Origin of the sequence: Pseudomonas sp. MPB26, from assembly GCF_046605355.1 — a bacterium.
Lineage (GTDB): Bacteria > Pseudomonadota > Gammaproteobacteria > Pseudomonadales > Pseudomonadaceae > Aquipseudomonas > Aquipseudomonas cedrina.
Map to the genome: position 1 here is coordinate 3303219 of NZ_CP176793.1, position 26114 is coordinate 3329332.

At 60.5% G+C, this 26114-nt stretch carries 24 protein-coding genes; 14 read left to right on the forward strand and 10 right to left on the reverse strand.

What is annotated here, in order from left to right; all coding sequences use genetic code 11:
• The first annotated feature begins 369 nt into the window (after positions 1-369).
• The 3 genes from ACLH0H_RS15230 to arfB all read left to right on the forward strand — a co-directional run bounded on the left by ACLH0H_RS15230 (position 370) and on the right by arfB (position 2999).
• On the forward strand, positions 370-1791 hold the full coding sequence (locus tag ACLH0H_RS15230) for an amino acid permease (protein ID WP_411378638.1): 1422 nt from the start codon (positions 370-372) through the stop codon (positions 1789-1791).
• Positions 1792-1889: 98 nt separating this feature from the next.
• Complete coding sequence (locus ACLH0H_RS15235; RefSeq protein WP_186690654.1) at positions 1890-2573, forward strand: pentapeptide repeat-containing protein; 684 nt, start codon at positions 1890-1892, stop codon at positions 2571-2573.
• A 12-nt stretch (positions 2574-2585) separates the two neighbouring features.
• Entirely contained in the window at positions 2586-2999 is a 414-nt protein-coding gene (arfB, locus tag ACLH0H_RS15240) for an alternative ribosome rescue aminoacyl-tRNA hydrolase ArfB (RefSeq protein WP_016975416.1), read from the forward strand.
• Here the strand turns inward: arfB and ACLH0H_RS15245 are convergent.
• The 3 genes from ACLH0H_RS15245 to ACLH0H_RS15255 all read right to left on the reverse strand — a co-directional run bounded on the left by ACLH0H_RS15245 (position 2996) and on the right by ACLH0H_RS15255 (position 5089).
• Complete coding sequence (locus ACLH0H_RS15245) at positions 2996-4192, reverse strand: MFS transporter (protein WP_411378639.1); 1197 nt, start codon at positions 4190-4192, stop codon at positions 2996-2998. The genes arfB and ACLH0H_RS15245 overlap by 4 nt on opposite strands.
• Before the next feature lie 96 nt (positions 4193-4288).
• Positions 4289-4459, reverse strand: a complete 171-nt coding sequence (locus tag ACLH0H_RS15250) for a hypothetical protein (RefSeq protein ID WP_411378640.1) — start codon at positions 4457-4459, stop codon at positions 4289-4291.
• Positions 4460-4777: 318 nt separating this feature from the next.
• Entirely contained in the window at positions 4778-5089 is a 312-nt protein-coding gene (locus tag ACLH0H_RS15255) for an Mpo1-like protein (RefSeq protein WP_411378641.1), read from the reverse strand.
• A 161-nt stretch (positions 5090-5250) separates the two neighbouring features.
• On the opposite strand from ACLH0H_RS15255, the gene ACLH0H_RS15260 reads away from it, so the two are divergent.
• Positions 5251-6309, forward strand: a complete 1059-nt coding sequence (locus tag ACLH0H_RS15260; RefSeq protein WP_411378642.1) for an AraC family transcriptional regulator — start codon at positions 5251-5253, stop codon at positions 6307-6309.
• Here the strand turns inward: ACLH0H_RS15260 and ACLH0H_RS15265 are convergent.
• From ACLH0H_RS15265 to ACLH0H_RS15290, 6 genes are all read right to left on the reverse strand, one after another.
• Positions 6266-7720: a TrkH family potassium uptake protein gene (locus ACLH0H_RS15265; protein ID WP_076949706.1), complete on the reverse strand. Its 1455-nt coding sequence runs from the start codon at positions 7718-7720 to the stop codon at positions 6266-6268. The genes ACLH0H_RS15260 and ACLH0H_RS15265 overlap by 44 nt on opposite strands.
• A gap of 245 nt (positions 7721-7965) precedes the next feature.
• The gene (locus tag ACLH0H_RS15270) at positions 7966-9309 is read right to left on the reverse strand and encodes an imelysin family protein (RefSeq protein WP_411378643.1); all 1344 of its coding nucleotides are present in this window, start codon (positions 9307-9309) and stop codon (positions 7966-7968) included.
• 127 nt (positions 9310-9436) lie between these two features.
• A complete protein-coding gene (locus ACLH0H_RS15275) occupies positions 9437-11488 on the reverse strand; it encodes a putative bifunctional diguanylate cyclase/phosphodiesterase (RefSeq protein ID WP_411378644.1) in 2052 nt (683 codons plus the stop codon).
• Between the two features lie 207 nt (positions 11489-11695).
• On the reverse strand, positions 11696-11956 hold the full coding sequence (locus ACLH0H_RS15280) for a hypothetical protein (RefSeq protein WP_411378645.1): 261 nt from the start codon (positions 11954-11956) through the stop codon (positions 11696-11698).
• Positions 11957-12103: 147 nt separating this feature from the next.
• On the reverse strand, positions 12104-12700 hold the full coding sequence (locus ACLH0H_RS15285; protein WP_003212997.1) for a superoxide dismutase: 597 nt from the start codon (positions 12698-12700) through the stop codon (positions 12104-12106).
• A gap of 178 nt (positions 12701-12878) precedes the next feature.
• Positions 12879-13478, reverse strand: a complete 600-nt coding sequence (locus ACLH0H_RS15290; protein WP_307389777.1) for a LysE/ArgO family amino acid transporter — start codon at positions 13476-13478, stop codon at positions 12879-12881.
• A gap of 91 nt (positions 13479-13569) precedes the next feature.
• On the opposite strand from ACLH0H_RS15290, the gene ACLH0H_RS15295 reads away from it, so the two are divergent.
• The 10 genes from ACLH0H_RS15295 (at position 13570) to ACLH0H_RS15340 (ending at position 24953) form a co-directional block, all read left to right on the forward strand.
• Complete coding sequence (locus ACLH0H_RS15295; protein ID WP_411378646.1) at positions 13570-14463, forward strand: LysR family transcriptional regulator ArgP; 894 nt, start codon at positions 13570-13572, stop codon at positions 14461-14463.
• A 52-nt stretch (positions 14464-14515) separates the two neighbouring features.
• The gene (locus ACLH0H_RS15300) at positions 14516-15514 is read left to right on the forward strand and encodes an NAD-dependent epimerase/dehydratase family protein (protein ID WP_411378647.1); all 999 of its coding nucleotides are present in this window, start codon (positions 14516-14518) and stop codon (positions 15512-15514) included.
• Between the two features lie 114 nt (positions 15515-15628).
• Positions 15629-16474, forward strand: a complete 846-nt coding sequence (locus ACLH0H_RS15305) for an ATPase (protein WP_411378648.1) — start codon at positions 15629-15631, stop codon at positions 16472-16474.
• Positions 16475-16729: 255 nt separating this feature from the next.
• Positions 16730-17989 carry an AGE family epimerase/isomerase gene (locus ACLH0H_RS15310; RefSeq protein WP_411378649.1) on the forward strand — a complete coding sequence of 420 codons (1260 nt, stop codon included), beginning with the start codon at positions 16730-16732 and terminating at the stop codon, positions 17987-17989.
• A gap of 104 nt (positions 17990-18093) precedes the next feature.
• Complete coding sequence (locus tag ACLH0H_RS15315) at positions 18094-19380, forward strand: ABC transporter substrate-binding protein (RefSeq protein ID WP_411378650.1); 1287 nt, start codon at positions 18094-18096, stop codon at positions 19378-19380.
• Positions 19381-19537: 157 nt separating this feature from the next.
• Complete coding sequence (locus ACLH0H_RS15320) at positions 19538-20446, forward strand: carbohydrate ABC transporter permease (RefSeq protein WP_076949697.1); 909 nt, start codon at positions 19538-19540, stop codon at positions 20444-20446.
• Positions 20439-21284: a carbohydrate ABC transporter permease gene (locus ACLH0H_RS15325; RefSeq protein ID WP_411378651.1), complete on the forward strand. Its 846-nt coding sequence runs from the start codon at positions 20439-20441 to the stop codon at positions 21282-21284. The genes ACLH0H_RS15320 and ACLH0H_RS15325 overlap by 8 nt, the downstream gene beginning before the upstream one ends.
• 2 nt (positions 21285-21286) lie before the next feature.
• Positions 21287-22447 carry an ABC transporter ATP-binding protein gene (locus tag ACLH0H_RS15330; protein ID WP_411378652.1) on the forward strand — a complete coding sequence of 387 codons (1161 nt, stop codon included), beginning with the start codon at positions 21287-21289 and terminating at the stop codon, positions 22445-22447.
• A gap of 86 nt (positions 22448-22533) precedes the next feature.
• Positions 22534-23880: a carbohydrate porin gene (locus ACLH0H_RS15335; RefSeq protein WP_411378653.1), complete on the forward strand. Its 1347-nt coding sequence runs from the start codon at positions 22534-22536 to the stop codon at positions 23878-23880.
• 227 nt (positions 23881-24107) lie between these two features.
• Entirely contained in the window at positions 24108-24953 is an 846-nt protein-coding gene (locus ACLH0H_RS15340; RefSeq protein WP_411378654.1) for a D-hexose-6-phosphate mutarotase, read from the forward strand.
• A gap of 181 nt (positions 24954-25134) precedes the next feature.
• Here ACLH0H_RS15340 and ACLH0H_RS15345 read toward each other — a convergent pair whose 3' ends face one another.
• Positions 25135-25995: a MurR/RpiR family transcriptional regulator gene (locus ACLH0H_RS15345; protein ID WP_170039859.1), complete on the reverse strand. Its 861-nt coding sequence runs from the start codon at positions 25993-25995 to the stop codon at positions 25135-25137.
• Positions 25996-26114: the final 119 nt, after the last annotated feature.

Consider the following 26114-nt stretch of genomic DNA (forward strand, 5'->3'; position numbering starts at 1 on the left):
GAGTAAATGGCAACAACATGGGCTTATCCGGCGGTGTAAGGATTTGCTGACAGATGGTCGCGCACGCCGTGCGGGCTCGGCCACAACCTTCCGAGCGGTGTACAATGCGCCGCGTTTTACTGTGACTGCCTTGCGTAATCACGCAGAGGGCCAAGACCTCGGGGTTTACCTACCCTGATCACTCCGCCTGGCCACGAGCCGGACGGGTTCGATTTCGTCACAGATAAAAACAAACAGGTGACGCATGACCATTAAAACGACGCTGTACTCCTGGTGCCCGCGCTGGGGTTTGAGCGGCGCTGCTTGAGTCGGTAATTCAAGGCAGCAACCTGCATTCAACATCATCAAACCTTGCGTGAGAGCCTTTTCATGAGTGTTTCCCCTTCCTCTTCAGGCGAGCTGAAACGCGGCCTGAAAAACCGGCATATCCAGCTGATCGCCCTCGGTGGCGCCATCGGCACCGGCCTGTTCCTCGGTTCGGCCGGGGTGCTTAAATCCGCTGGCCCCTCGATGATCCTGGGCTATGCCATTTGCGGCTTCATTGCCTTCATGATCATGCGTCAGCTCGGCGAAATGATCGTCGAAGAGCCGGTCGCCGGTTCCTTCAGCCATTTTGCCCACAAATATTGGGGCGGTTTCGCTGGCTTTCTATCCGGCTGGAACTGCTGGATCCTGTACATCCTGGTGGGTATGTCGGAGCTGACGGCCGTTGGCAAATATGTGCATTACTGGTGGCCCGAGATTCCGACCTGGGTCTCGGCCGCGGCGTTCTTCGTGCTGATCAACCTGATCAACCTGGCCAACGTCAAAGTCTTCGGTGAAGCCGAGTTCTGGTTTGCCATCATCAAAGTGGTGGCGATTGTCGGCATGATCGCCCTGGGCAGCTACATGCTGGTCAGCGGCAGCGGCGGGCCACAGGCTTCGGTGACCAACCTGTGGGAGCATGGCGGCTTCTTCCCCCACGGCGTCGGTGGATTGGTGATGGCCATGGCGATCATCATGTTCTCTTTCGGCGGCCTGGAAATGCTCGGCTTTACCGCGGCTGAAGCGGATCAGCCGCGCACCGTGATCCCGAAAGCGATCAATCAAGTGATCTACCGCATCCTGATCTTCTACATCGGCGCTTTGGTGGTGCTGCTGTCGCTGACGCCTTGGGACAGTTTGCTGGCCACTCTCAACGCCTCCGGCGATGCCTACAGCGGCAGTCCGTTCGTGCAGGTGTTCTCGATGCTGGGCAGCAACGCCGCCGCGCATATCCTCAACTTCGTGGTCCTGACGGCAGCGTTGTCGGTGTACAACAGCGGGACTTACTGCAACAGCCGCATGCTGCTGGGCATGGCCGAGCAGGGCGACGCGCCCAACGCCCTGGCCAAGATCGACAAGCGCGGCGTGCCGGTGCGCGCCATCCTGGCCTCGGCGGCTGTCACCCTGGTTGCCGTGCTGATGAACTACCTGATCCCGCAGCACGCGCTGGAACTGCTGATGTCCCTGGTGGTGGCCACGCTGGTGATCAACTGGGCGATGATCAGCTTTTCCCACTTCAAATTCCGCCAGCACATGAACCGCACCGGCCAGGTGCCGTTGTTCAAGGCGCTGTGGTACCCGTACGGTAACTATGTGTGCCTGGCGTTCGTGGTGTTTATCCTGGTGATCATGCTGATGATTCCGGGGATCCAGGTGTCGGTGTATGCGATTCCGGTGTGGATAGCGTTTATGGCGGTGTGTTACTGGCTGAAGAACAAGCGCGCGGCCCGGACTGCTGTGGGTACAACAGGTCCGGTTTTGGAGTAGGACCTTTCCCATACAGAAAACCCGGCGTCTTGCCGGGTTTTTTGTGGGCGTAAGCAGGTTAAAATCGCGCCTCGTTTTCGAGCGTGCCGGAGGTTCCAATGCAACACACCGACATTGACGGCGGTGCGTTACAGCGCCATGAGCTGCAAGACCTGATCGACCGGCACAGCGGCCCCTTGCGCCTGATCGGAGTGGATTTGAGTGGCGCCGATCTGTCACGCATGGCACTGGATCACTGGGTGTTCGAGCGCTGCATCCTCGTCCAGACCTCCTTCCTCGGTTCTCGACTGGAAGGTACTCAGTGGAAAAGCTGCCGTGCCAGCCTCGCCATTTTCGAAGCGGCTAATCTGCTGGAGGCGCAGTTTCACGGTTGCGACCTGAACAACACCCGCTGGCAGCGCAGCAAGCTGTCCCAGGCCAACTTTGAACACTGCAAGTTGACTGGCGCCAACTTCACCCACTGCGCATCCCTGGGCTTGAGCTTCAGCGAAACGCGGCTTAACAGCGCATTTTTGTCTGGACTGTCATTTGCGCGCACAGTGCTGAATAATCTGGATTTCTCTGATAGCGACCTATCGGATGCCGACTTTCGCAAATCCGAACTGATCGACTGCAGCCTCGCCCACGCGCGTGTCAACGGTGCCAATTTCGCGGGTGCCGACTTGCGTGGTGCGGATTTGAGCGGGTTTCGCCTCAATGATGCCAAACTGTTCAAAGGCGCCGTGATTTCCAAAGCCCAGGCGTCGTTGTTGCTGTCCGAGTTGGGCTTGTCCGTTGCCTAGGATGTTTGATTGATGCTGGTGATTTCCAACAACGTCCACCTGCCCGACGCTGAAATCGAGCTGACCGCCATTCGCGCGCAAGGCGCCGGTGGGCAGAACGTCAACAAGGTGTCGAGTGCCGTGCACCTGCGTTTTGATATCCCGGCGTCATCGCTGCCCGAATTCTACAAGGAGCGGTTGCTGGCGCTGCGCGACAGTCGCATTACCAGCGAGGGCGTGCTGGTGCTCAAGGCCCAGCAGTACCGGACGCAGGAACAGAACCGCGCCGATGCCCTGGAGCGCCTGGTGGAATTGATCCTCAGTGCCACCAAGGTGGAGAAGAAACGCCGCCCGACCAAGCCGACCCTGGGCTCGAAAAAGCGTCGCCTCGAATCCAAGACCAAGCGTGGCAGCATCAAGGCCGGGCGCGGCAAGGTCGACTTCTAGGCGTCGCGTGCTTCGCGGGCCTTGGGCGCCTGGCGATACAGGTACAGGCTCAGCAGCAAACCGCCCAAGGCGGCGAGGGCGGCGAACAGGAAGATCGAGGCAAAACCGAAGCCTGCCGCCACGGCACCGGCGAGCGGGCCGGTGATGCCCAGCGACAGGTCGATAAACAGCGAGTAAGCCCCCACCGCCGAGCCTCGGCTGGAGGCGGGCACCAGGTTGACCGCTTCCACCCCCAGCGCTGGAAATACCAGGGAAAAGCCAAACCCGCTCAACGCTGCGCCCGCCAGCGCCAGGTTGGCATCCGGCGCCAGCCACAACAGCAGCAGCCCGAGAATTTCCACCGACAGGCAGGCGATCGCCACGCGAAAGCCGCCGATACGGTTGATCAGGTTGCCGAACAGCAGGCGCGCGCCGATAAAACTGGCACCGAACAGGCTCAGCGCCCACACCGCGTTATCCCAGTGCTGAGTGGTGTAATACAGGGTAATAAACGTGGCGATGGTGCCAAAACCGATGGAGCCCAAGGCCAGCGCGCAGCCATGGGGCAGTACTCGACCGAGGACATTCATGAATGGCAGGCGCACGCCGGCCACGATTGGCGCGGCGACCTTGTTCCAGGCCAGCCACAGACCGAGGACTGCCAGCAGGATGATGCTGACGCCCATGCTCCACAGCCCGAAGTTTCTCACCATCAGCACGCCCAGGGGCGCGCCGATCGCCAAGGCGCCGTAGCTGGCGATGCCGTTCCAGGAGATGACCTTGGCGGTATTGGCTGCACCGACCCGGCCGATGCCCCAGCCGATGGCGCCCGAGCCCACCAGGCTTTCAGCGCTGCCCAGCACCAGGCGTCCGATCAGCAGGCTGCCGAGGCTCAAGGCCGGCAGGCTGGAAAACCAGGCGGCGAGCAGCATGAATACGCCACTCAGGCCGCAGCCGGCCAAACCAATCAGCACCGCGCGCTTGCTGCCCAAGGTATCGATAAGCTTGCCCGCATAGGGCCGGCTCAGCAGGGTGGCCAGGTATTGCACGCTGATCACCAAGCCGGCAATCACCGCGCCGAAGCCCAGCTCACTGTGGACATAGCCTGGCAATACGGCGAGGGGGATGCCGATATTCAGGTAGCCGATAAAGGTGAACAACACGATGGAAACAACTTGCAGCGTGACCGCCATGGGGCGCTGGGTATCTGGCATGGGGAAAGGTCCACTGTCGCAGCAGGTAAAGATAGGCTGCTAATGATACCGCTGCTTTAGCCCGAGCAGGGCGGGTAAAACGCAAAACATCAGCTGTCAGGACTTGGCAGGAGCCAGCAATTGAGTGGTGACCAGGGCGGCCAAGGCGTTTTCCTGGGTACCGAAGCGCTTGAGCAACAAGGCTTGTTTGTCCGCGCCGAGGCGGTTCCAGACCTCGACCATCTGCAGGGCTGCGTCGAGTACGGCGGTATCTGGGGTATCGGTCATTGCAGGGATCTCGAATTGTTCAGGCAGTGTGGAAAGCGCTCAAAGCTGCGCTTTCCACACGGTCTGGTACGGCGTCAGTCCTGGCTTTCGCTGTCGACTGGTTTTGCTTCTTTGGCCTCAGGCTGCGTGTCGCTGGCCTGCTGCTGCGGTGTTGGCTGCCCTGTAGGGTGCAGGCTTGGGAAGGGGAGATTAGGTATCTCGTGCATCGTCGTCGCTCCTCGCAAGGTCTGTTTCAATCGCAGGTGATTGCGCGCTCTCAAAAAGCCTTGGCAGGATACAGCACTGTAAATGACAAATAGACTTTTATATCGACCAGGACTAGAACGGCACCTTGCCCAGAATCATGTCGCGGTACATCACAAAATCCCCCAGCAAACTGTAGAACGGGTGCTTGAACGTCGCCGGGCGGTTCTTTTCGAAGAAGAAGTGGCCGATCCAGGCAAAGCTGTAGCCGGCGATCGGCACCGCAATCAGTAAACCCAGCGAACCCCTGCCGATGGCATATGCCAGGATGCCTATCACCAGGGTGGTGCCGATGAAGTGCAGGCGCCGGCAGGTGCTGTTGCCGTGTTCGTGCAGGTAATGGGGGTAAAATTCGGCAAAACTATTGAATTGCTTGACGTTTTCCACGGTGGCCGGCCCTTTGATTGTTATGCCGCACGAATAGATATTCGGCGGGGAGCTTATTTGAGTCTAGAGTGATCAGTGGTAACAGCCAGTGACAATAGGCGCCACTTTAATATCCTTGGCCTCCTGGCTGTCGTTAAGCCTGCATTATTTAAGAAGACGCCATGAGTGAACGAACAACGTCTGCAAGCTGGGCGATGGGGATAGTCAAGGCATTGGAAATGGACGGCCTGGATTGCCGCGCCTTGTTCAAGCAACTCGGCCTGGACTTCACCGCCCTGAGCGATCCCGACGCGCGGTTCCCGCAAGACGCCATGACCCGTCTGTGGCAGCGGGCGGTGGAGCTTTCGGGTAACCCGGCGATCGGCCTGAACATGGGCAAAGTGGTGCGCCCGGCATCGTTTCATGTGGCCGGCTATGCACTGATGTCCAGCAATACCCTCGCCGAGGGCTTCATGCGCCTGGTGCGCTACCAGCGCATTATTGCCGAAAGTGCCGACTTGAATTTCAGACTGATCCCCGAAGGCTATGCGTTGATCCTGACGGTACACGGCGACCACTTGCCGCCCACACGGCAAAGCGCCGAAGCCTCGCTGGCCTGTGCCCTGGCGCTCTGCGGCTGGCTGACCGGCCGTACGCTGCAGCCGCGCAAGGTGGTGTTGCAAGGCGATCAGCCGACGGACCTGTCGCCTTACAAACAAGCCTTCCACGCACCCCTGGAGTTCAACGGGCCCTATGATGCGCTGATTTTCGAACGGGCCGACATGGACGCGCCGCTGCCCACCGCGAACGAAGCCATGGCGCTGCTGCATGACCGGTTTGCCGGTGAATACCTGGCTCGTTTCTCGGAAAGCCGCGTGACCCACAAGGCGCGACAAGTGCTGTGCCGCCTGTTGCCCCAGGGCGAGCCCAAGCGTGAAGTGGTGGCCCGCTCGTTACACCTGTCCCAGCGCACGCTGCAGCGGCGTCTGCAGGAAGAAGGCACCAGCTTCCAGGCCCTGCTCGACGACACCCGTCGCGAACTGGCCGAGCAATACCTGGCGCAGCCCAGCATGACCCTGCTGGAAATTGCCTACCTGTTGGGGTTTGCCGACCCGAGCAACTTCTTCCGCGCGTTTCGTCGCTGGTTCGATACCACGCCCGGCGAGTACCGGGCGCGGTTGCTGCAAGTGTCGGCGCTCAGTGGCGCCAAAACGCCGGAATGCACAGCACAAAGACCGTAATGATTTCCAACCGGCCCAGCAGCATGCCCAGCGACAGAATCCACTTGGCCGCATCCGGCAGGCTGGCGAAGTTACCCGCCGGGCCAATGGTTTCACCCAGGCCCGGGCCCACGCCGGACACGGTACTGGCGGCGCCGGTCAAGGCCGTCATCCAGTCCAGTCCGAGGAGCGACAGGGCCAGGGCGATGGCGCAGATGGTGATGGCGAAGAAAAACGAAAAGGTCAGGATGGAACGTACGATCTCTTCATCGAGGCGGTGGCCGTTGTACTTTTGCTTGATCACCGCGCGTGGGTGAATCAGCTGGTTCAAGTTGGCCTTGAGCAGGATGTAGGCGACCTGGAAGCGGAAGATCTTGATCCCGCCCGCCGTGGAACCCGAGCAGCCACCAATAAAGCCTAGGTAAAAGAACAGCATCAGTGAGAAGTTGCCCCACAGGCTGTAGTCCCCCAGAGCAAAGCCGGTGGTGGTGACCACCGAGGTAACGTTCAAGGCTACATGCCGAAGGGCGTCCAGCCAATGCAGGTTGGTGGTCCACCAGTACCAGGTGCCGAGTACCAGCCAGGTCACCAGCAACAAACCGAGCAAGCCCTGCACTTGTTGGTCCTTGATCAACGCTTTGCGGTTGCCGCGCAACGTTGCCACGTACAGGGTAAACGGCAAGCTGCCGAGGATCATTACCACCACCGCGACCCAGTGCACCGCCGGCTGCTTCCAGTGCGCCAGGGATTCATCGGAGGTGGAGAAACCACCGGTGGAAATGGCCGACATCGCATGGTTGATCGCATCGAACAGGCCCATCCCGGCCCACCAGAACGCCAGGCTGCCGAGGATGGTAATGCCCACGTAGGCCGCCACAATCAGCCGCGCCACCATGTGCGAGCGGGGCATGACCTTTTCCGAGCGGTCCGAGGATTCGGTCTGGAACAGGCGCATGCCACCGATGCGCAACAGCGGCAGGATCGCCACCGCCATGCCGATAAAGCCGATGCCACCCAGCCAGTGCAGCAGCGAGCGCCACATCAGGATGCCGGGTGACATGGCATCCAGACCGCTCAACACCGTGGAGCCGGTGGCGGTGATGCCGGACATGCTTTCGAAGAACGAATCGGTGTAGCTGATGTGCTGGGTCAGCAGAAACGGCAGCGCGGCAAAGATGCACACCACCACCCAGCTGGTGACCGTCAGCAGGTACATGTCCCGCGGGCGCAAGTGCACATGCTCGGGGCGACCGGGGATCACCAAGGCCAGGCCTGCAATAAAGGTGATCATGCTGGCCCAGAGGAAAGAGGGCAGGTCACTGGTGCGTTCGAAGATCACCAGGGTCGCCATGGGCACGACCATGGCGATCGCGAGGGTGATCAGGAAGATGCCGATGATGAAACCGATGATGCGTAGGGTCGGCAACGCCATGAAGTGAGCTCGGGTATTGGGGGTGGCGCCATTCTACCTGCGGTTCAGGGCTTGTAAACCGGGGGTGGAGACGCCGCGAATCTAATGTGGGAGCGGGCTTGCTCGCGAATGCGGTGGTTCAGGTAGAACATCTTTGACTGATACACCGCATTCGCGAGCAAGCCCGCTCCCACAGGGGTTGTGGGATGCCAGGCAGAGCGCAAAAAAAGGCGACCCGCAGGTCGCCTTGTTCAACACCGCTCGGATCAGAACTCGTGATCAGCGCTGTCCGGGTTCAGGTCGCTGATGCCCAGCTTGCCTGCGGCCGCTTCGATCGAGCCGGTCTGCTTGACTAGCGCAGCGATGGCGTCACGCACGATCTGGTTGCCGGCGTCGTTACCGGCAGCGATCAACTGGTCGTAGTGCTCGCCCTTGCTGGCATGGTCAACCATGACCTGGATCTTCGCTTCGGTCGCCGCCAGGTCCGCTTTCAACGCGGTATCGGCAGCCGGATCGGCCTTGACCACCAGGGACGACAGGCTGGCGCCGGTCATTTTGGTACCGTCGACACGGGTGTACTCGCCCAGGTAGACGTTGCGGATACCCTTGGCGTCGTAGAAGTGCGAATAATGGGTGTTGTCACTGAAGCAGTCCTGCTCGTCTTCCGGCGAATTGGCTTCCAGGGAAACCTTCATGCGCTCACCGGCCAGTTCGCCCAAGGACAGGCTGCCCATGCCGAACAGCATTTTGCGCAGGCCGTCGGTGGCAGGTTCTGCCTCCAGGGTGGCGCGGTAGTTGTCTTCGACGTTGGGTTTCCAGTTGCCGACCATTTCTTCCAGGTCACTGACCAGCAGTTGGGTCACGGCGCGCAGGTAGGTGCGGCGGCGTTCGTTGTGGCCGCCAGTGGCGCCGTCGCCGGTCAGGTAGTCCGACGCCGGGCGGTTGCCGGCGCCCGGGCCGGTACCGTTGAGGTCCTGGCCCCAGAGCAGGAATTCGATGGCGTGGTAGCCGGTGGCGACGTTCGCCTCGGAACCGCCCAGTTCATTGAGGCTGGCGAGTTTTTCCGGGGTGATTTCCTTCACGTCGACCTTGTCTTCGCCGACCTGGATCTGGGTATTGGCGATGATATTGGCAGTGGCGCCTGGGTTACCCAGGGCGTGCTCGTAGGATTTGTCGGTGTAGTCGATCAGGCCTTCGTCCAGCGGCCAGGCGTTCACCTGGCCTTCCCAGTCGTCGATGATGGTGTTGCCGAAGCGGAACACCTCACTCTGCAGGTACGGGACGCGGGCGGCGATCCAGGCGGTACGCGCGGCTTTGAGCGTCTGGTCGTTCGGGTTCGCGAGGAAGGTGTCGATGGCGGTCTGCAGGGTTTTCGCGGTGGACTCGGCGTCGCTGTAGACCGCGAACACCATGTCTGCGTAATGCGCGACCACGGCCTTGGCGGCCGCTTCGTCGACCTGGCCGGCAGGGGCGGCAGCCGCTGGAGCGGTAGTGCTGGCAGCCGGGGTCGGCGCCTGGGGCGCTGCGGCCTTGTCTTTACCTTCGCCGCAACCGGCGAGAGAAATGGCAATGGCCAGCAGACTGGCGGTGGCCAGGGGCATACGAATCATGGCGAACATCCTGCTTCGGTTGTTGATGGGGCGCGCGGGGAGCGCAAAAAGCTGCGACATAATGCGAAAGATTTGCATTTTGTGTAAAGGGTTATACGCGGGAAATATCCAGTATCGTTTTGCCGTGTCACAGAATCGCAGCGTTATTGCGCTCCGACTGCTTCAAAAAAGCCGCCAACTCCCGCGCCTGCAAGGGTTTGCTGTAGTGGTAACCCTGACCTTCATGACAGCCCTCGGAGATGATGTACGCCTCCTGCTCTGCGGTTTCCACGCCTTCGGCGATCACCTGCATGCCCAGGCTTTTGCCCAGTTGAATGATCGCGCGCACGATGGTCGCATCGTCGTCATCATCTTGCAGGTCCTGGACGAAGCTCTTGTCGATCTTGATCTTGTCCAGGGGCAGGCTTTTCAGGTAGCTGAGGGATGAATAGCCGGTGCCGAAGTCGTCAATCGCAATCAGCGCCCCGGAGCGGCGCAGGCTCAGCAGGTGCTGGGCGGCGGTGCTGATGTCTTCCATCAGGCCGGTCTCGGTGACTTCCAGTTCAAGGCTGCGCGGCGGCAGGCGGTAGATCTGCATCAGGTTATTGACCACCCGTGGCAACTCGGTGTGGTGCAATTGCACAGTGGACAGGTTGACCGCCATGCGCAGCTCGGTAAAGCCCTGGTCGTGCCATTCACGCAGTTGGCGGCAGGCCTGGTCGAGCACCCATTCGCCAATGGGGATAATGGTGCCGTTCTGCTCGGCCAGCGGGATAAACAGGTCCGGCGGCACCAGGCCGTGCTCCGGGTGCTGCCAGCGGATCAGCGCTTCTACGCCGACCACGCGGTGGTCGCGGTAGCTGATCTGCGGTTGGTAGACCAAGTGGAACTGGTCGCGGCCGAGCGCCTCGCGCAGGTCTTTTTCCAGCTCGCGGCGGCGGCGCATTTCGCTGTCGACGCTGGCGATGTAGAACTGATAGCGGTTGCGCGAACGGGTCTTGGCCAGGGTCATGGTCTGTTCGGCTTTTTGCAGCAGCTTTTCAGTGCTGTCGCCGTCTTCCGGGAACAGGGTGATACCGATGGTGGCGCGCAGGCGAATGCCTTCGTGGTCGAGGGCAAACTCCGCTTCCAGGTCGTCGAGGATGCTTTGCGCCAGCTCGGCAGCTTCGTAGGGCTGGTCGATATCGGCCTGCACCAGGGCGAACTGGTCGCCGCCCAATCGGGCCAGGGCACCGAGGCGGCCGCTATGCGCACGCAGGCGGTCGGCCAGGGCCAGCAGCAGTTTGTCGCCCGCCTGGTAGGTGAACTGTTCGTTGACGCTCTTGAAGTCATCCAACCCCACGCACAACACCGCCACACGCCGTTGCCGGCGGCCGGCGTCGATGAGGATTTTATCCAGTTGTTCCTGCAGTTTCTGACGGTTCGGCAGACCGGTGAGGAAATCGTACTGGGCCATGCGCAGCAGGCTGCTTTCGGCTTCGTGGCGCAGGTGGGTATTACGCTCGATGGATTCGAGCAACTGGTTGGCGGTATTGATCCACAGGCCCAACTCGTTGCGTTCGTGGCCCTTGAGTTGCGGGATCTTGTGTTCGCTGGGCCGGTCCGGGTTGATCGACGTCAGGTGCTCGATGATCCGTGACAGCGGCTTGGTCAGCAGCCAGTGATAGACCAGGTAGAGCACCAGGCCCAGGGTCAGGGCGCGTAGCACGCCGGAGACAAAGATGATCACCGAATTGACGATAAAGCCCTGGCCATAGGTGGCCGTGTCCAGGGTGATGCTCAGGTCGCCGTAGTACTCGCTGTAAGGGCCTTTGCCGACCAGGGGGGTAGCAAAGGTGCGTTCCCGGCCAAGAATCAGGTCGGTCAGCCAGCGGCTGGGAGCATGCTGCAAGGCGCGGCTCTTTTCGGCCAGCATGGTTTCGGCGGGATGGCCGATGGACGCCATGCGCACGGCTTCATCCTGGAACAGGCCTTCGATGACTTGCATGCCCATCTCGCGGTCCAGGCTGTAGACGGCCTGGGTCGAAGGGTCGCGAAACATGTCAAGGATGCGCTGGGCATCATCGGCCACCGCCTGGCGCGTCTTGTAGGCATCGTAAACAATCTGCGCCACGCTTAGCGCTACGCCCACGATCAATGCCGAAAGCAGCACAACCCGTAGCAACTTCACCGACAAGCTGTGTTTGAGTTCCAGCTTCAAAGGGGCGTTCCTTGTCTCATGCGGGTGGCCTTCAATATGCCATGAGTATTGGCAATCTGAAGGTGGCAGTCAAAGGAACATTGGGGCATCCACGGGTTTGACGAATAACTTGAGGGAGGACGCGGGGGGGCAGGGCGCAGGTGAGTCCGCCTGCCTGAGACAATGCCATGAGCGCACGAGGTTCGTTCGCTCATGGCACCGTCGTTTTCACGAGACGCTGATGTTCACGTTTTTACTTGCCGAGTTAGCGCTGGAAAAATCCACAGGCTTGTGGTGACAGTGGGTATTTTCCTGGGCGATCTTGTTCTGATTCGCGCCGCTTTGTTGCGTGGCGGCGAGCGAGTCGACTGCGTTACCCGCAAATTTGAACAGTTCGGTGGCCGCCTTAGCCACTTCGCCCACCACCGGAAGAGCGGTTTTGGCCAGTTCGCCCACCAAAGGGATTGCAGCTAGTGCGCCAATGGACATTGTAATTTCTCCGACAGGTACGTGAGGCGAATTCCTCACGCTGACTGTGTGGCGACATTTCTTGATCCAGTTCCGATCATCGGATGGCATATCCAGAGCCCAAAAAAAACCCGGCATTCGCCGGGTTTTTTTTACTGCAAGCAGTGCTTACGCAGTGAAGGTCTTGCCTTCGAACTGCTCTGCCACGAACTTCCAGTTGACCAGGTTCCAGAACGCTTCCACATACTTTGGACGCACGTTGCGGTAGTCGATGTAGTAGGCATGTTCCCACACGTCGCAGGTCAGCAACGGGGTGTCGCCGCTGGTCAGCGGGTTGCCGGCGCCGATGGTGCTGGCCAGGGCCAGGGAACCGTCAGCTTTTTTCACCAGCCAGCCCCAGCCGGAACCGAAGGTGCCGACGGACGTCTTGGTGAACTCTTCCTTGAACTTGTCGAACGAACCGAACGCAGCGTTGATGGCCTCGGCCAGTGCGCCGGTAGGTTGGCCGCCGGCGTTTGGCGCCAGGCAGTTCCAGTAGAAGGTGTGGTTCCAGACCTGAGCGGCGTTGTTGAAGATGCCGCCCGAAGAGGATTTGACGATCTCTTCCAGGGTCTTGCCTTCGAACTCGGTGCCAGGCACCAGGTTGTTCAGGTTCACGACATAGGTGTTGTGGTGCTTGTCGTGGTGGTATTCCAAGGTTTCCTTGGAGATGTGCGGCTGCAGGGCATCGTGTGCGTAGGGCAGCGGCGGCAATTCGAAAGCCATGATGATTCTCCTAATCAGGTCAGTTGCGGTGAGCGCAAGGCCGATCACGGGCGGCCAAACAAGCGCCGAGGAGTTTGTACTCTTTGCGGCGCAGGGTCCGGATCATAGCACCGGGGGTGCGGCAAAACCACGCAACAACTGTGTGGGATAGAGGTTCCAGAGCGTTTTGGAATATTCCTCAGGCGCTGATCAATTGGTAGGCCACGCTGAACATCATCACTGCCACCAGCAGGTCCAGCAGGCGCCAAGTCGCCGGGCGTGCCAGCCACGGCGCCAGCCATGCCGCGCCCAGTGCCAGGGTCATGAACCACAGGAACGAAGCGCTGGCGGCGCCGGCCACATAGGCGCCGGGTTCGGTTTGCTGGGCGCCCAGCGAGCCGATCAGCAGCACCGTGTCCAGATACACATGAGGGTTGAGCAAGGTGACCGCCAAGGCGCTGAGCAGCACGGCGCGCAGCGACCGCATCTTAACGTTGTCGCCCTGGCCCAGGCTTTGTTTCGAACAGGCTCGACGCAAGGCCGACACGCCATACCACAACAAAAACGCAGCGCCACCCCAACGCGCTATCCCCAGCAGGATGGGGCTGTGGGCCAGCACCGTGGCCAGCCCGAACACGCCGGCGGCCACCAGCAAGGCATCGCAGATCACGCACAGTGCCGCCACGGGCAAGTGATGTTCACGGCGCAGGCTCTGCGCCAGCACAAAGGCGTTTTGCGTGCCGATGGCCATGATCAGGCCGAGGGCTACCAGCAATCCGTTCATATAGCTTTGCCACATAATTGAAGATCCTCTCTACGATGCTGGTCATTCTCCGGGTCGAGGCTGTATAAGAAAAACCAATATTGCTGATCGCCCATTAGAGAAACTGATGTTCGACTATAAATTGCTTTCTGCCCTGGCGGCGGTGGTGGAACAGGCAGGTTTCGAACGCGCCGCTCAGGTGCTGGGACTCTCGCAATCGGCGGTTTCCCAGCGCATCAAGTTGCTGGAGGCGCGTATCGGCCAGCCAGTGCTGGTACGGGCTACGCCGCCGACGCCGACCGATATCGGCCGGCGCCTGCTCAACCATGTGCAGCAGGTGCGCCTGCTGGAGCGCGACCTGCAAAGCCAGGTGCCGGCGCTGGATGAGGAGGGCATGCCCGAGCGCCTGCGTATCGCGCTGAATGCCGACAGCCTGGCCACCTGGTGGGCCGAGGCGGTCAGCGACTTTTGCGCCGAGCAGCATCTGCTGCTGGATCTGGTGGTGGAGGACCAGACCGTGGGCCTCAAGCGCATGCGCGCCGGCGAGGTGGCGGCCTGTATCTGTGCCAGCGAACGCCCGGTGGCCGGCGCGCGTAGCCTGTTACTCGGCGCCATGCGCTATCGCGCGTTGGCCAGCCCGGCGTTTATCGCCCGCCACTTTCCACAGGGCGTGCGCGCCGACCAGCTGGCGCGCACCCCGGCATTGGTCTTCGGCCCGGATGATTTCCTGCAACACCGCTACCTGGCATCCCTCGGCGTGGACGGCGGTTTCGAGCACCATTTATGCCCCTCGTCCGAAGGCTTCATCCGCCTGACGGAAGCGGGCCTGGGCTGGGGCCTGGTGCCGGAATTGCAAGTGCGCGGCCAGCTGGAAAAGGGCGTATTGGTCGAGTTATTGCCAGATAAGCCCATCGATGTGCCGTTGTACTGGCATCATTGGCGCAGTGGCGGGCAATTGCTGGGCCTGTTGACCGACCATCTGGCCCAGGCATGTGGCCAATGGTTGGTGCCGTTGGAGTGATGGCGCGCGTCAAGGCAACAGCGATGAAAAAACAAAGGACACGGGGTAATACATGAAGATTCTGGTCACCGGCGCAAGCGGCTTCATTGGCGGGCGCTTCGCGCGTTTCGCCCTGGAGCAGGGCCTGGACGTGCGGGTCAACGGGCGACGTGCCGAAGGTGTGGAGCACTTGGTCAGGCGCGGTGCCGAGTTTATCCAAGGTGACTTGAATGACGCAGCCCTGGTGCGCGACCTGTGCCGCGACGTCGAAGCCGTGGTGCATTGCGCCGGCGCCGTCGGGCTGTGGGGGCGCTATCAGGACTTCCACCAGGGCAACGTGCTGGTCACCGAAAATGTCGTCGAAGCCTGCCTCAAGCAGCGCGTCGGCCGATTGGTGCACCTGTCTTCGCCCTCAATCTACTTCGACGGCCGCGACCACCTGGGGCTGACCGAAGAGCAAGTGCCCAAGCGCTTCAAGCACCCCTATGCCGCCACCAAATACCTGGCCGAGCAAAAAGTGTTCGGTGCCCAGGAGTTCGGTCTCGAAGTGCTGGCCCTGCGCCCTCGCTTCGTTACGGGCGCCGGCGACATGAGCATTTTCCCGCGCTTGCTGAACATGCAGCGCAAGAACCGCCTTGCGATCGTCGGCGACGGCCTCAATAAGGTGGATTTCACCAGTGTGCACAACCTCAACGAAGCGCTGCTGAGCAGCTTGCTCGCCACCGGTTCGGCACTGGGCAAGGCCTACAACATCAGCAACGGCGCGCCAGTGCCCGTGTGGGATGTGGTGAACTACGTGATGCGCCAAATGCAACTGCCACAGGTGAGACGTTATCGGTCCTACGGCTTGTCCTACAGCGTGGCGGCACTCAACGAAGCCTTTTGCGCGATGTGGCCCGGTCGTCCGGAGCCGGCGTTGTCGCGCCAGGGCACGCAAGTGATGAACAAAGACTTCACCCTCGACATCAGCCGGGCCAGGCATTATCTGGACTACGAGCCCAAGGTCAGCCTGTGGACCGCCCTCGACGAGTTCTGCGCTTGGTGGAAGGCCCAGGATCCGGGGTTCAAGTAAGCACACAACAGGCAACACTTCGGGAACCGATTTCGGCGTTCCGGGTCGATCAGTGCGCCGGGAACGCGGTTTATACTCCGGTCGCTCGCCATTTCACCGATTCAGGGTTGATTCATGCGCAACGATGCTAAAGACGACTTCGACAACGTGCCCAGCCTGCGGGCCGATGTCGGGGATGACGATGATTTCGAACTGAGCCCGGCTACCTCGGTGCGTTCGCGCGCGCCCAAGGTGGTCAAGGTCAAGAGTGCCAGCACCGGGCCGCTGTGGGCCTTGGTCGGCGCACTGCTGATCGCCTTCGCAGGCCTGGCCTGGTGGAGCTTCCAGCAGATATCCCTGATGGGCCAGCAACTGGTCGCCACCCAGGAAAGCTTTGCGCGCATCAGCGAAGAAGCGGCAGGGCGCCTGCAGGATATTTCCGGCAAGGTGGTGGCCAGTGAGGCCAGCGTCAACAACGGCAGCGAAGCGCTGAAGCAGCAGATCAAGCAACTGGAAAGCCAGTTGCTGGAACAGGGTAAGCAGCAGGTCGGCGTGGCCGGCCAAGCCACCGAGCTGGACAAGCGCCTGGCCCAGATGACCGCCAGTACCACCGAGCTCTCCAATGCCAACAGCAAGCTGCAAGGCCAGGTCCAGGCCCTGACCGACGCCGTGGCGACGCTCAAGGCGGCACAAGGCGATGCGGGCAGGCGCGACGCCGAAATCAGGGAGCTTTCCGCTGACGTGGCCGCCTTGAAGAAACAGAGCAACCCGAGCGCGGCCATTGCACGTATCGAGCAGGAGCTGGTGGTACTCAAGAGCGCCCAGGACAACCAGCCGGCCAACAGCGATGCGCCGACCAACAAGGAGTTCGACGTGTTCCGCATCCAGACCACACGCAATATCACCGCGTTGCAGAGCCAGGTGCAGTACCTGAACCAGCGGCTCAATGCGCCTCCGGCTGCCGCACCGTCGGGTCAATGATATAAACGAGGTCCAAATGTGGGAGCGGGCTTGCTCGCGAATGCGGGGCGTCAGTCACTACATGTGTTAACTGAACCACCGTATTCGCGAGCAAGCCCGCTCCCACAGTTGATTGGGGCAAAGAGTTGAACCGTGTTAACACTCCCAAAAGTGATTGTCACCGCTTGGTGACATTTCCCATCCCCTTCGTTACATGACCTCACCGCGCCCTTGTTTAGACTTCGGTTATCCCACAAAAAACAAAAAGGGCTACCCATGACCATGCAACCACTGCCTGCCAGCAGTTGGCTGAACGCGCCTGCCCATCACGCCTGGCTTGCCGCGGAAGGTCAGCGCCTGCTGGCCTTTGCCAAGGCGTCTCGACTGCCTGACGGCTTTGGCAACCTGGACGAAAAAGGCCAGTTGCCGGCCGACGCCCATGCCGAAACCATGAACACCGCCCGCATGACCCACAGCTTCGCCATGGCCCACGCCCTGGGCTTGCCGGGGTATGCCGACCTGGTGGCGCACGGTGTCGCCGCCCTCAGTGGCCCGCTGCGTGACAATGAGCACGGTGGCTGGTTCGCCGCGCCCCAGGCCATCGATGGCGACCGTGGCAAGGCTGCCTACCTGCACGCCTTTGTCGCCCTGGCCGCCAGCTCGGCGGTCGTAGCCGGCGCGCCCGGTGCGCAAAACCTGCTGAACGACGCGATCCATATCATCGACCAGTTTTTCTGGAACGAGGAAGAGGGCGTGATGCTCGAGTCGTTCGCCCAGGACTGGAGCGGTGTCGAAGCCTATCGCGGCGCCAACAGCAACATGCACGCCACCGAAGCCTTCCTCGCCCTGGCCGATGTGACCGGCGACACGCGCTGGCTAGACCGCGCGCTGCGTATTGTCGAGCGGGTCATCCACACCCACGCCGCCGGCAACCAGTTCATGGTGATCGAGCATTTCGACGCGCAATGGAAACCCTTGCCCGGTTACAACGAAGACAACCCCGCCGACGGCTTTCGCCCTTACGGCATCACACCCGGTCACGGTTTCGAATGGGCGCGGCTGGTGCTGCATCTGGAAGCTGCACGCCTGCAAGCCGGGCTGGTCACGCCGCCATGGTTGGTCACCGATGCCAAAGGCCTGTTCGCCAGCGCCTGCGAATACGCCTGGTCCGTGGACGGTGCCCCCGGCATCGTTTACACCCTGGACTGGAACCACCGCCCAGTGGTGCGCGAACGCCTGCATTGGACCCATGCCGAAGCCAGCGCCGCGGCTCAGGCCTTGCTCAAGCGCACGGGCGAGTTGCACTACGAAACCTGGTACCGGCGTTTCTGGGAGTTCTGCGAAACCTACTTCATCGACCGGATCCACGGCAGTTGGCATCACGAACTCAGCCCGCACAACAGGCCCAGCAGCAACATCTGGGGCGGCAAACCCGACCTGTACCATGCCTGGCAAGCGGTATTACTACCTGCGCTGCCGTTGGCGCCAAGCATGGCCAGTGCAGTCGGGGCGGGCTGCTATGTCACCAGTTGGTGACATTTGAGCATCCCTTTGTTACCTGCGCCAAAAAAAACCATGTTTAAACTCCGTGCAGCGCAAGCCTAAGACTTGCATGCATAACAACAAAAAAAGGTATTCAGATGAACGCGATTAATCGCCTCGCCGTAGCTATTTCCGTTGCCTCGTTGTTTCCTCTCAGTGCATTTGCCGCCGACTCCAAGGGTACGGTTGAAGTTGTGCATTGGTGGACCTCGGGCGGCGAAAAAGCGGCTGTAGATGTCCTGAAGGCCCAAGTCGAAAAAGACGGTTTCACCTGGAAAGATGGTGCCGTCGCAGGTGGCGGTGGTGCCACCGCCATGACCGTGCTGAAAAGCCGCGCGGTCGCCGGCAACCCACCCGGCGTTGCCCAGATCAAAGGCCCCGACATCCAGGAGTGGGCGTCCACTGGCCTGCTCGACACTGATGCCCTGAAGTCTGTCGCCAAAGACGAAAAATGGGACTCCCTGCTCGACAAGAAAGTCTCCGACACCGTGAAGTACGAAGGTGACTACGTCGCCGTACCGGTCAACATCCACCGCGTGAACTGGCTGTGGATCAACCCGCAAGTTTTCAAGAAAGCCGGTATCACCAAGAACCCCACCACCCTCGAAGAATTCTACGCAGCGGGCGACAAGCTCAAGGCCGCAGGCTTTATTCCGCTGGCCCACGGTGGCCAGCCTTGGCAGGACAGCACCGTCTTCGAAGCCGTCGTACTGTCGGTGATGGGGGCCGATGGCTACAAGAAAGCCCTGGTCGACCTGGATAACGCTGCGCTGACCGGCCCGGAAATGGTCAAGTCGCTGACCGAACTGAAAAAAGTCGCGACCTACATGGACGTCGACGGCAAAGGCCAGGACTGGAACCTGGAAGCCGGCAAAGTCATCAATGGCAAGGCCGGCATGCAGATCATGGGTGACTGGGCCAAGTCCGAATGGACCGCCGCCAAGAAAGTCGCGGGCAAGGACTATGAGTGCGTAGCCTTCCCAGGCACCGAGAAAGCCTTTACCTACAACATCGACTCCCTGGCGGTGTTCAAGGTCAAGGACAAGGGCACTCAGGCCGGTCAACAGGACATCGCCAAAGTCGTATTGGGTGAAAACTTCCAGAAAGTCTTCAGCATCAACAAAGGCTCGATCCCGGTTCGTAACGACATGCTCAACGAAATGGACAAGCTCGGCTTCGACTCCTGCGCCCAGGCTGCCGCCAAGGACTTCCTGGCAGACGCCAAGACCGGCGGCCTGCAGCCAAGCATGGCGCACAACATGGCCACTAACTTGGCGGTGCAAGGTGCATTCTTTGATGTCGTGACCAACTACATCAACGATCCGAAAGCCGACCCGGCCGACACCGCCAAGAAGCTTGGCGCTGCGATCAAGTCTGCCAAGTAACACCGCCGGTCTGTAGGAGCGAGCTTGCTCGCGAAAAACGCAAGGTCAACGGGTTCATCCCTGATGCCGCGTTTTCGTTGAAGACCTTCGCGAGCAAGCTCGCTCCTACAGTGGTCGTTTCACCTGCTAGTCCTTTTTCCCTGTACTGGATTTTCCCATGAGTTCTGTTGCTGTGTTCAGCAAAGCCTCGCCGTTCGATGCACTGCAGCGCTGGCTACCCAAACTGGTGCTGGCGCCCAGCATGTTCATCGTGTTGGTGGGCTTCTACGGCTACATCCTGTGGACGTTTGTTCTGTCGTTCACCAACTCCACGTTCCTGCCCACTTACAAATGGGCAGGCCTTGCGCAATACGCACGGTTGTTCGACAACGACCGCTGGTGGGTAGCGAGCAAGAACCTGGCTGTTTTCGGCGGGATGTTTATCGGCATCACCCTGGTCATCGGCGTGACACTGGCGATCTTCCTCGACCAGAAAATCCGTCGTGAAGGCTTTATTCGCACCATTTACCTGTACCCGATGGCGCTCTCGATGATCGTCACCGGTACCGCCTGGAAATGGTTGCTCAACCCGGGCATGGGCCTGGACAAACTCTTGCGTGACTGGGGCTGGGAAGGCTTCCGTCTCGACTGGCTGATCGACCCTGACCGCGTGGTCTACTGCCTGGTGATTGCTGCCGTATGGCAAGCCTCGGGCTTTATCATGGCAATGTTCCTCGCCGGCTTGCGTGGCGTTGACCAATCGATCATCCGCGCCGCGCAGATCGACGGCGCGAGCCTGCCGCGCATCTATTGGAGCGTGGTGCTGCCAAGCCTGCGTCCGGTGTTCTTCAGTGCGGTGATGATCCTGGCGCACATTGCGATCAAGAGCTTCGACCTGGTGGCGGCGATGACAGCCGGCGGTCCGGGCTATTCGTCCGACCTGCCTGCCATGTTCATGTACTCGTTCACCTTCAGCCGTGGCCAGATGGGCATGGGCTCGGCCAGTGCAATCCTGATGCTCGGTGCGATCCTCGCGATCATCGTGCCTTACCTCTACTCCGAGCTGAGGACCAAACGTAATGACTAGTCTCGCCTCCAAACCTGCCATCAGCTTCAGTCGCATCGCGATCTACGCGGTGCTGATCTTCGCCGTGCTGCTGTACCTGGTGCCGCTGGTGGTGATGCTGCTCACCAGCTTCAAGACCCCGGAAGACATCAGTACCGGCAACCTGCTGAGCTGGCCGAGCGTGGTCACCGGCATCGGCTGGGTCAAGGCCTGGGGCACCGTGGATGGCTACTTCTGGAACTCGATCAAGATCACCGTTCCAGCTGTACTGATCTCCACCGCCATCGGTGCGTTGAATGGCTATGTGCTGTCGTTCTGGCGCTTCCGGGGTTCGCAGCTATTCTTCGGTTTGTTGTTGTTCGGCTGCTTCCTGCCGTTCCAGACCGTGTTACTGCCCGCGTCGTTCACCCTGGGCAAGATGGGCCTGGCCAATACCACCACTGGTCTGGTTTTTGTCCATGTTGTCTACGGCCTGGCGTTCACCACGCTGTTCTTCCGTAACTACTACGTGAGCATTCCGGATGCGCTGATCAAGGCGGCCCGCCTTGACGGTGCCGGTTTCTTCACCATCTTCCGTCAGATCATTCTGCCGATGTCGACGCCGATCATCATGGTTTGCCTGATCTGGCAGTTCACTCAGATCTGGAACGACTTCCTGTTCGGCGTGGTGTTCTCCAGTGGCGACTCCCAGCCCATCACGGTGGCGCTGAACAACCTGGTCAACACCAGCACCGGGGCCAAGGAATATAACGTGGATATGGCGGCGGCGATGATCGCCGGGCTGCCGACCCTGCTGGTCTATGTGATCGCAGGCAAGTATTTCGTGCGCGGCCTCACGGCCGGCGCGGTCAAGGGGTAATCATGGCTACGCTTGAACTTCGCAATGTAAACAAGACCTATGGCGCCGGCCTGCCCGACACCTTGAAGAACATCGAACTGTCGATCAAGGAAGGCGAATTCCTGATCCTGGTCGGCCCTTCGGGTTGCGGCAAATCCACGTTGATGAACTGCATCGCCGGCCTTGAGACCATCACCGGCGGCGCGATCATGATCGGTGACCAGGATGTGAGCGGCATGAGCCCCAAGGATCGCGACATCGCCATGGTGTTCCAGTCCTACGCGCTGTACCCGACCATGAGCGTGCGCGAGAACATCGAGTTCGGCCTCAAGATCCGCAAGATGCCCCAGGCCGACATCGACGCTGAAGTGGCGCGCGTCGCCAAGCTGCTGCAGATCGAGCACCTGCTCAACCGCAAGCCGGGCCAGCTCTCCGGCGGCCAGCAACAGCGTGTCGCCATGGGCCGTGCCCTGGCGCGTCGTCCCAAGATCTACCTGTTCGACGAGCCGCTGTCCAACCTCGACGCCAAGCTGCGCGTCGAGATGCGCACCGAAATGAAACTGATGCACCAGCGTCTCAAGACCACCACGGTCTACGTGACCCACGACCAGATCGAAGCGATGACCCTGGGCGATAAAGTCGCGGTGATGAAGGACGGCATCATCCAGCAGTTCGGCACGCCGAAAGAAATCTACAACAACCCGGCCAACCAGTTCGTGGCGAGCTTCATTGGCTCGCCGCCGATGAACTTCGTGCCCCTGCGCCTGCAACGCAAGGACGGCCGCCTGGTGGCCCTGCTCGACAGCGGCCAGGCCCGTTGCGAGCTGGTGCTGAACGTGAGCGACGCTGGGCTTGAAGACCGCGACGTGATCCTGGGCCTGCGTCCGGAGCAAATCATGCTGGCGGCGGGCGAGGGCAACAGCGCTTCGGCCATTCGCGCCGAAGTCCAGGTCACCGAGCCGACCGGCCCGGACACCCTGGTGTTCGTGCAACTCAATGACACCAAGGTCTGCTGCCGTCTGGCACCCGACGTGGCGCCGCAAGTGGGCGAGACGTTGACGTTGCAATTTGATCCTTCCAAGGTACTGCTGTTCGACGCCAACACAGGCGAGCGACTGGGCACTGCTTCCTCATTGCCCGCACAGGGGCATGCCGATAACGTGGCCCAATTCAAAGGCCGCTGAAGCAGATAAGTTGTTGTTTCAGATAAAAAAATGTAAACCGCGTTAGATAAAAACAGTTTAATAACAATAAAGACGAGGATGTAGGGATGAAAAAGCAACACAACAACACTCGGCTGATCTGCCAAATGTCAGCTGCAGCAGCCCTGGTTCTGTCCGCCAATGCGATGGCGGCCGATGCATTCAGTGCTGATTCGAAATGGATGACCGGCGATTGGGGGGGTGAGCGTACCAAGCTGATCGAGCAAGGTATCGATATCAAGGCCGATTACGTAGGGGAAATGGGCTACAACGCCCACGGTGGCTACAACAACGACAAGACCGGTCGCTACGCCGACCAGTTCGGTCTGGGCGTTGCGCTTGACCTGCAAAAACTGTGGGGCTGGGATAACACCCAGGCCAAGATCCAGTTCACCAACCGTAATGGCCAGAACATCTCCAACGACCGCATTGGCGACCCACGTGCCGGCACGCTGAGTTCGTCCATGGAAGTCTACGGCCGTGGCCACATGGTGCGTCTGACCCAGTTCTGGATCCAGCACCAGATGTTCGACAACAAGCTGGATGTGAAACTCGGTTACTTCGGTGAAGGCGAAGACTTCAACACCTTCCCGTGCGACTTCCAGAACCTGTCGTTCTGCGGCTCGCAGGTCGGTAACTACGTGAACACCTGGTACAACTGGCCGGTCAGCCAAGCAGCCATCCGCGTGAAGTACAACATCACGCCTGAGCTGTATACGCAAATCGGTGCGTACAACCAGAACCCATCGCAGTTGGAGCACGGCAACGGCTTCAAACTCAGCGGCAGTGGCACCAAGGGCACCGTGATTCCGGTGGAATTGGTCTGGTCGCCGAAGGTGAATAACCTGCCGGGCGAATACCGCGTGGGTTACTACAAGAGCGCAGCCGATGCTTCCGATGTCCGTGAAGACATCAACGGCAACGATGCGGCCACCACTGGCGCGGCTTACCGCACCCGCAGCAGCAAGAAAGGCTACTGGTTCGTTGCGCAGCAGCAACTCACCACGCACAACGGCGACGCTACGCGTGGCCTGAACATCGCTGCCAACGCCACGTTCCACGACAAGGAAACCAACCTGGTCGACAACTATCAATCGATCATGCTGGTGTACAAAGGCCCATTCGATGCGCGTCCAAAAGATGACGTCGGCATTGGTGCCGCGCGCCTGCACGTCAACAAGGACGTGAAGGAAGACTCGGAACTGCGCAACGCCGCCAACGGTGTCAGCGACTACGACAATCCGCTGTACACGCCGATCCGCGAAACCGAGTACAACTTCGAAATCAACTACGGCTTCCACGTCACCAACTGGCTGACCGTGCGTCCCAACCTGCAATACGTCGTGCAACCTGGCGGCGTGGATAAAGTCGACAACGCGCTGGTGGCTGGCCTGAAAATCCAGTCTACCTTCTAACGCTGTTGCGATAAGCTCCTTCTCTCTGTGCGCATTTTGCGGATAGCCATGGCTATCCGCTTTTTTTTGGGTCGAGGGCACCTCCCTGTAGGAGCGAGCTTGCTCGCGAAATCGTCAACGATGACGCGTGAATCCAGGAAGTACGCGGTGTCTTGGCGTTATTCGCGAGCAAGCTCGCTCCTACAGTGGGGCGCATTTGAGCGACATGATTTTCAGGACGGTGGCACATGCATGAGCAACCGCTGCAACGCTTTTTCAAATCCTTGCGCGAACGGCCGGTGTTCGCCTGGGAGCGCTTTCAGTTGCGTGACGTGCTGGTGATCGATCATCCGTTGTGCCAGGCGGTGTTCAGTCGCCAGGGCGCACAGCTGTTGCACTTCCAGCCCCGTGGCCAGAAACCCTGGCTGTGGTGTGCGGCCAAATGGCCGCAAGTCGGCGCCATCCGTGGCGGCGTGCCGGTGTGCTGGCCGTGGTACGGCCGCCATCCGAGCGAAAATGCATGGCCTTCCCATGGCTGGGCACGACTGATCGATTGGAAGCTGCTGGACAGCAGCACTGACGACGACGGTGTGCGCCTGCACTGGCAGTTGCAGTTGTGCGACTGGCAGGTAGACCTGCATGCGCACCTGGGCGAGACCCTGGAACTGCGCCTGAGCACCGAGCATCAGGATGAGTTGCCGTGCCAGTTGAGCCATGCTTTGCACGCGTATTGGCGTATTGGTCACGTTGATGAGGTAGCGCTGTCTGGGCTCGACGGCGCGCAGGGTTACGACCAGCTCAGCCGCCAGGTTTGCCAGCAGGAAGGCGAACTGCGCGTGGACGGCGGCTGCCAGCGGGTGTTCAAGCATGACGGCGAATTGCAGCTCAAGGACCATGCCTGGCAGCGTGAACTGTGCATCGATACGGGCGAGACTGCCGACACGGTGGTGTGGCACCCCGGCAGCCGGCCGTTGTTGGGGGTGAGCTTCAACGAAGCGTCGGGGTTTGTGTGCGTGGAGGCGGCGATGGCCGGGGCGAGCCTGGCGCCGGGGGAGAGGGCGCATTTGAGTCTGCAGGCTCGGGCTGGAGCATAGCGGTGTGGCACTTTTGCCTGTAGTGAGCGGGCTTGTCGAATCGTCGCACCGCCCGCGCTGGGCTGCGAAGCGGCCCTAAAACCTGCCACTGTTTTCTAACTGATGCGGCGAGGCGGACTCATTGGGGCGGCTTCGCCCCCCAGCGCGGGGCAAGCCCGCTCACTACAAGGCGATCTCAGCCTCAGTTGAACTCATCCCCCACCGGATACCGGCTGTCATTCAAGCTCTCTTTGATCTTGCGCAAATGCGGCTGGAAATCCACCCCGCGGCGCAAGGTCATGCCGGTCGCCAGCACATCCAGCACCGTCAACTGGATGATCCGCGAGGTCATCGGCATGTAGATGTCGGTGTCTTCCGGCAGCGGAATATTCAGACTCACGGTACTGGCCTTGGCCAGCGGCGAATTCTCGGCGGTCACGCCCAGTACCGACGCGCCGTTTTCCCGTGCGATACGCGCCACTTCCACCAGCTCACGGGTACGCCCGGTGTAGGAAATGATCACGAACAGCTCGCCCGTATGTGCCACCGACGCGATCATGCGCTGCATCAGCACGTCGGCATGCGCGGTCACCGCCAGGTTGAAACGGAAAAACTTGTGCAGCGCATCCATCGCCACCGGCGCCGAAGCGCCCAGGCCGAAGAAGTGGATCTGCCGCGCCTGGATCAACAAATCCACGGCCTTGCTGATCAGGGCGGGATCCAGCGCCTGGCAGGCGCTGTCCAGAGAGGCGATGGCGCTGCCGAAGATCTTCTGAGTGTAGGCCTCGGGGTTATCATCGGCCTCCACCGCGCGGCTGACATACGCCGCACCGCTGGCCAGGCTTTGCGCCAACTGCAATTTAAGTTCAGGGTAACCACTGACGCCGAACGAACGGCAGAAGCGGTTGACCGTCGGTTCACTGACCGACGCGGCCTGGGCGAGGGCGGCAATGGAGAAGCGGGTCGCCTGCTGCGGATTGAGCAGGATGACCTCGGCGACTTTTTTCTCGGCCTTGTTCAGCTCTTCGAGGCGGTTCCGGATCTGTTCCAGAAGATTTCGCACGCGGTCCATTCAGTCTTTCCTTCGGGCGACGATGCAAATAAAAGGTGGCAACCAATCGATGAATGGTCTTTTGCGGTGGCCTATCCTACTGAGGGTAGCTGAACACCACCACTCGGAAT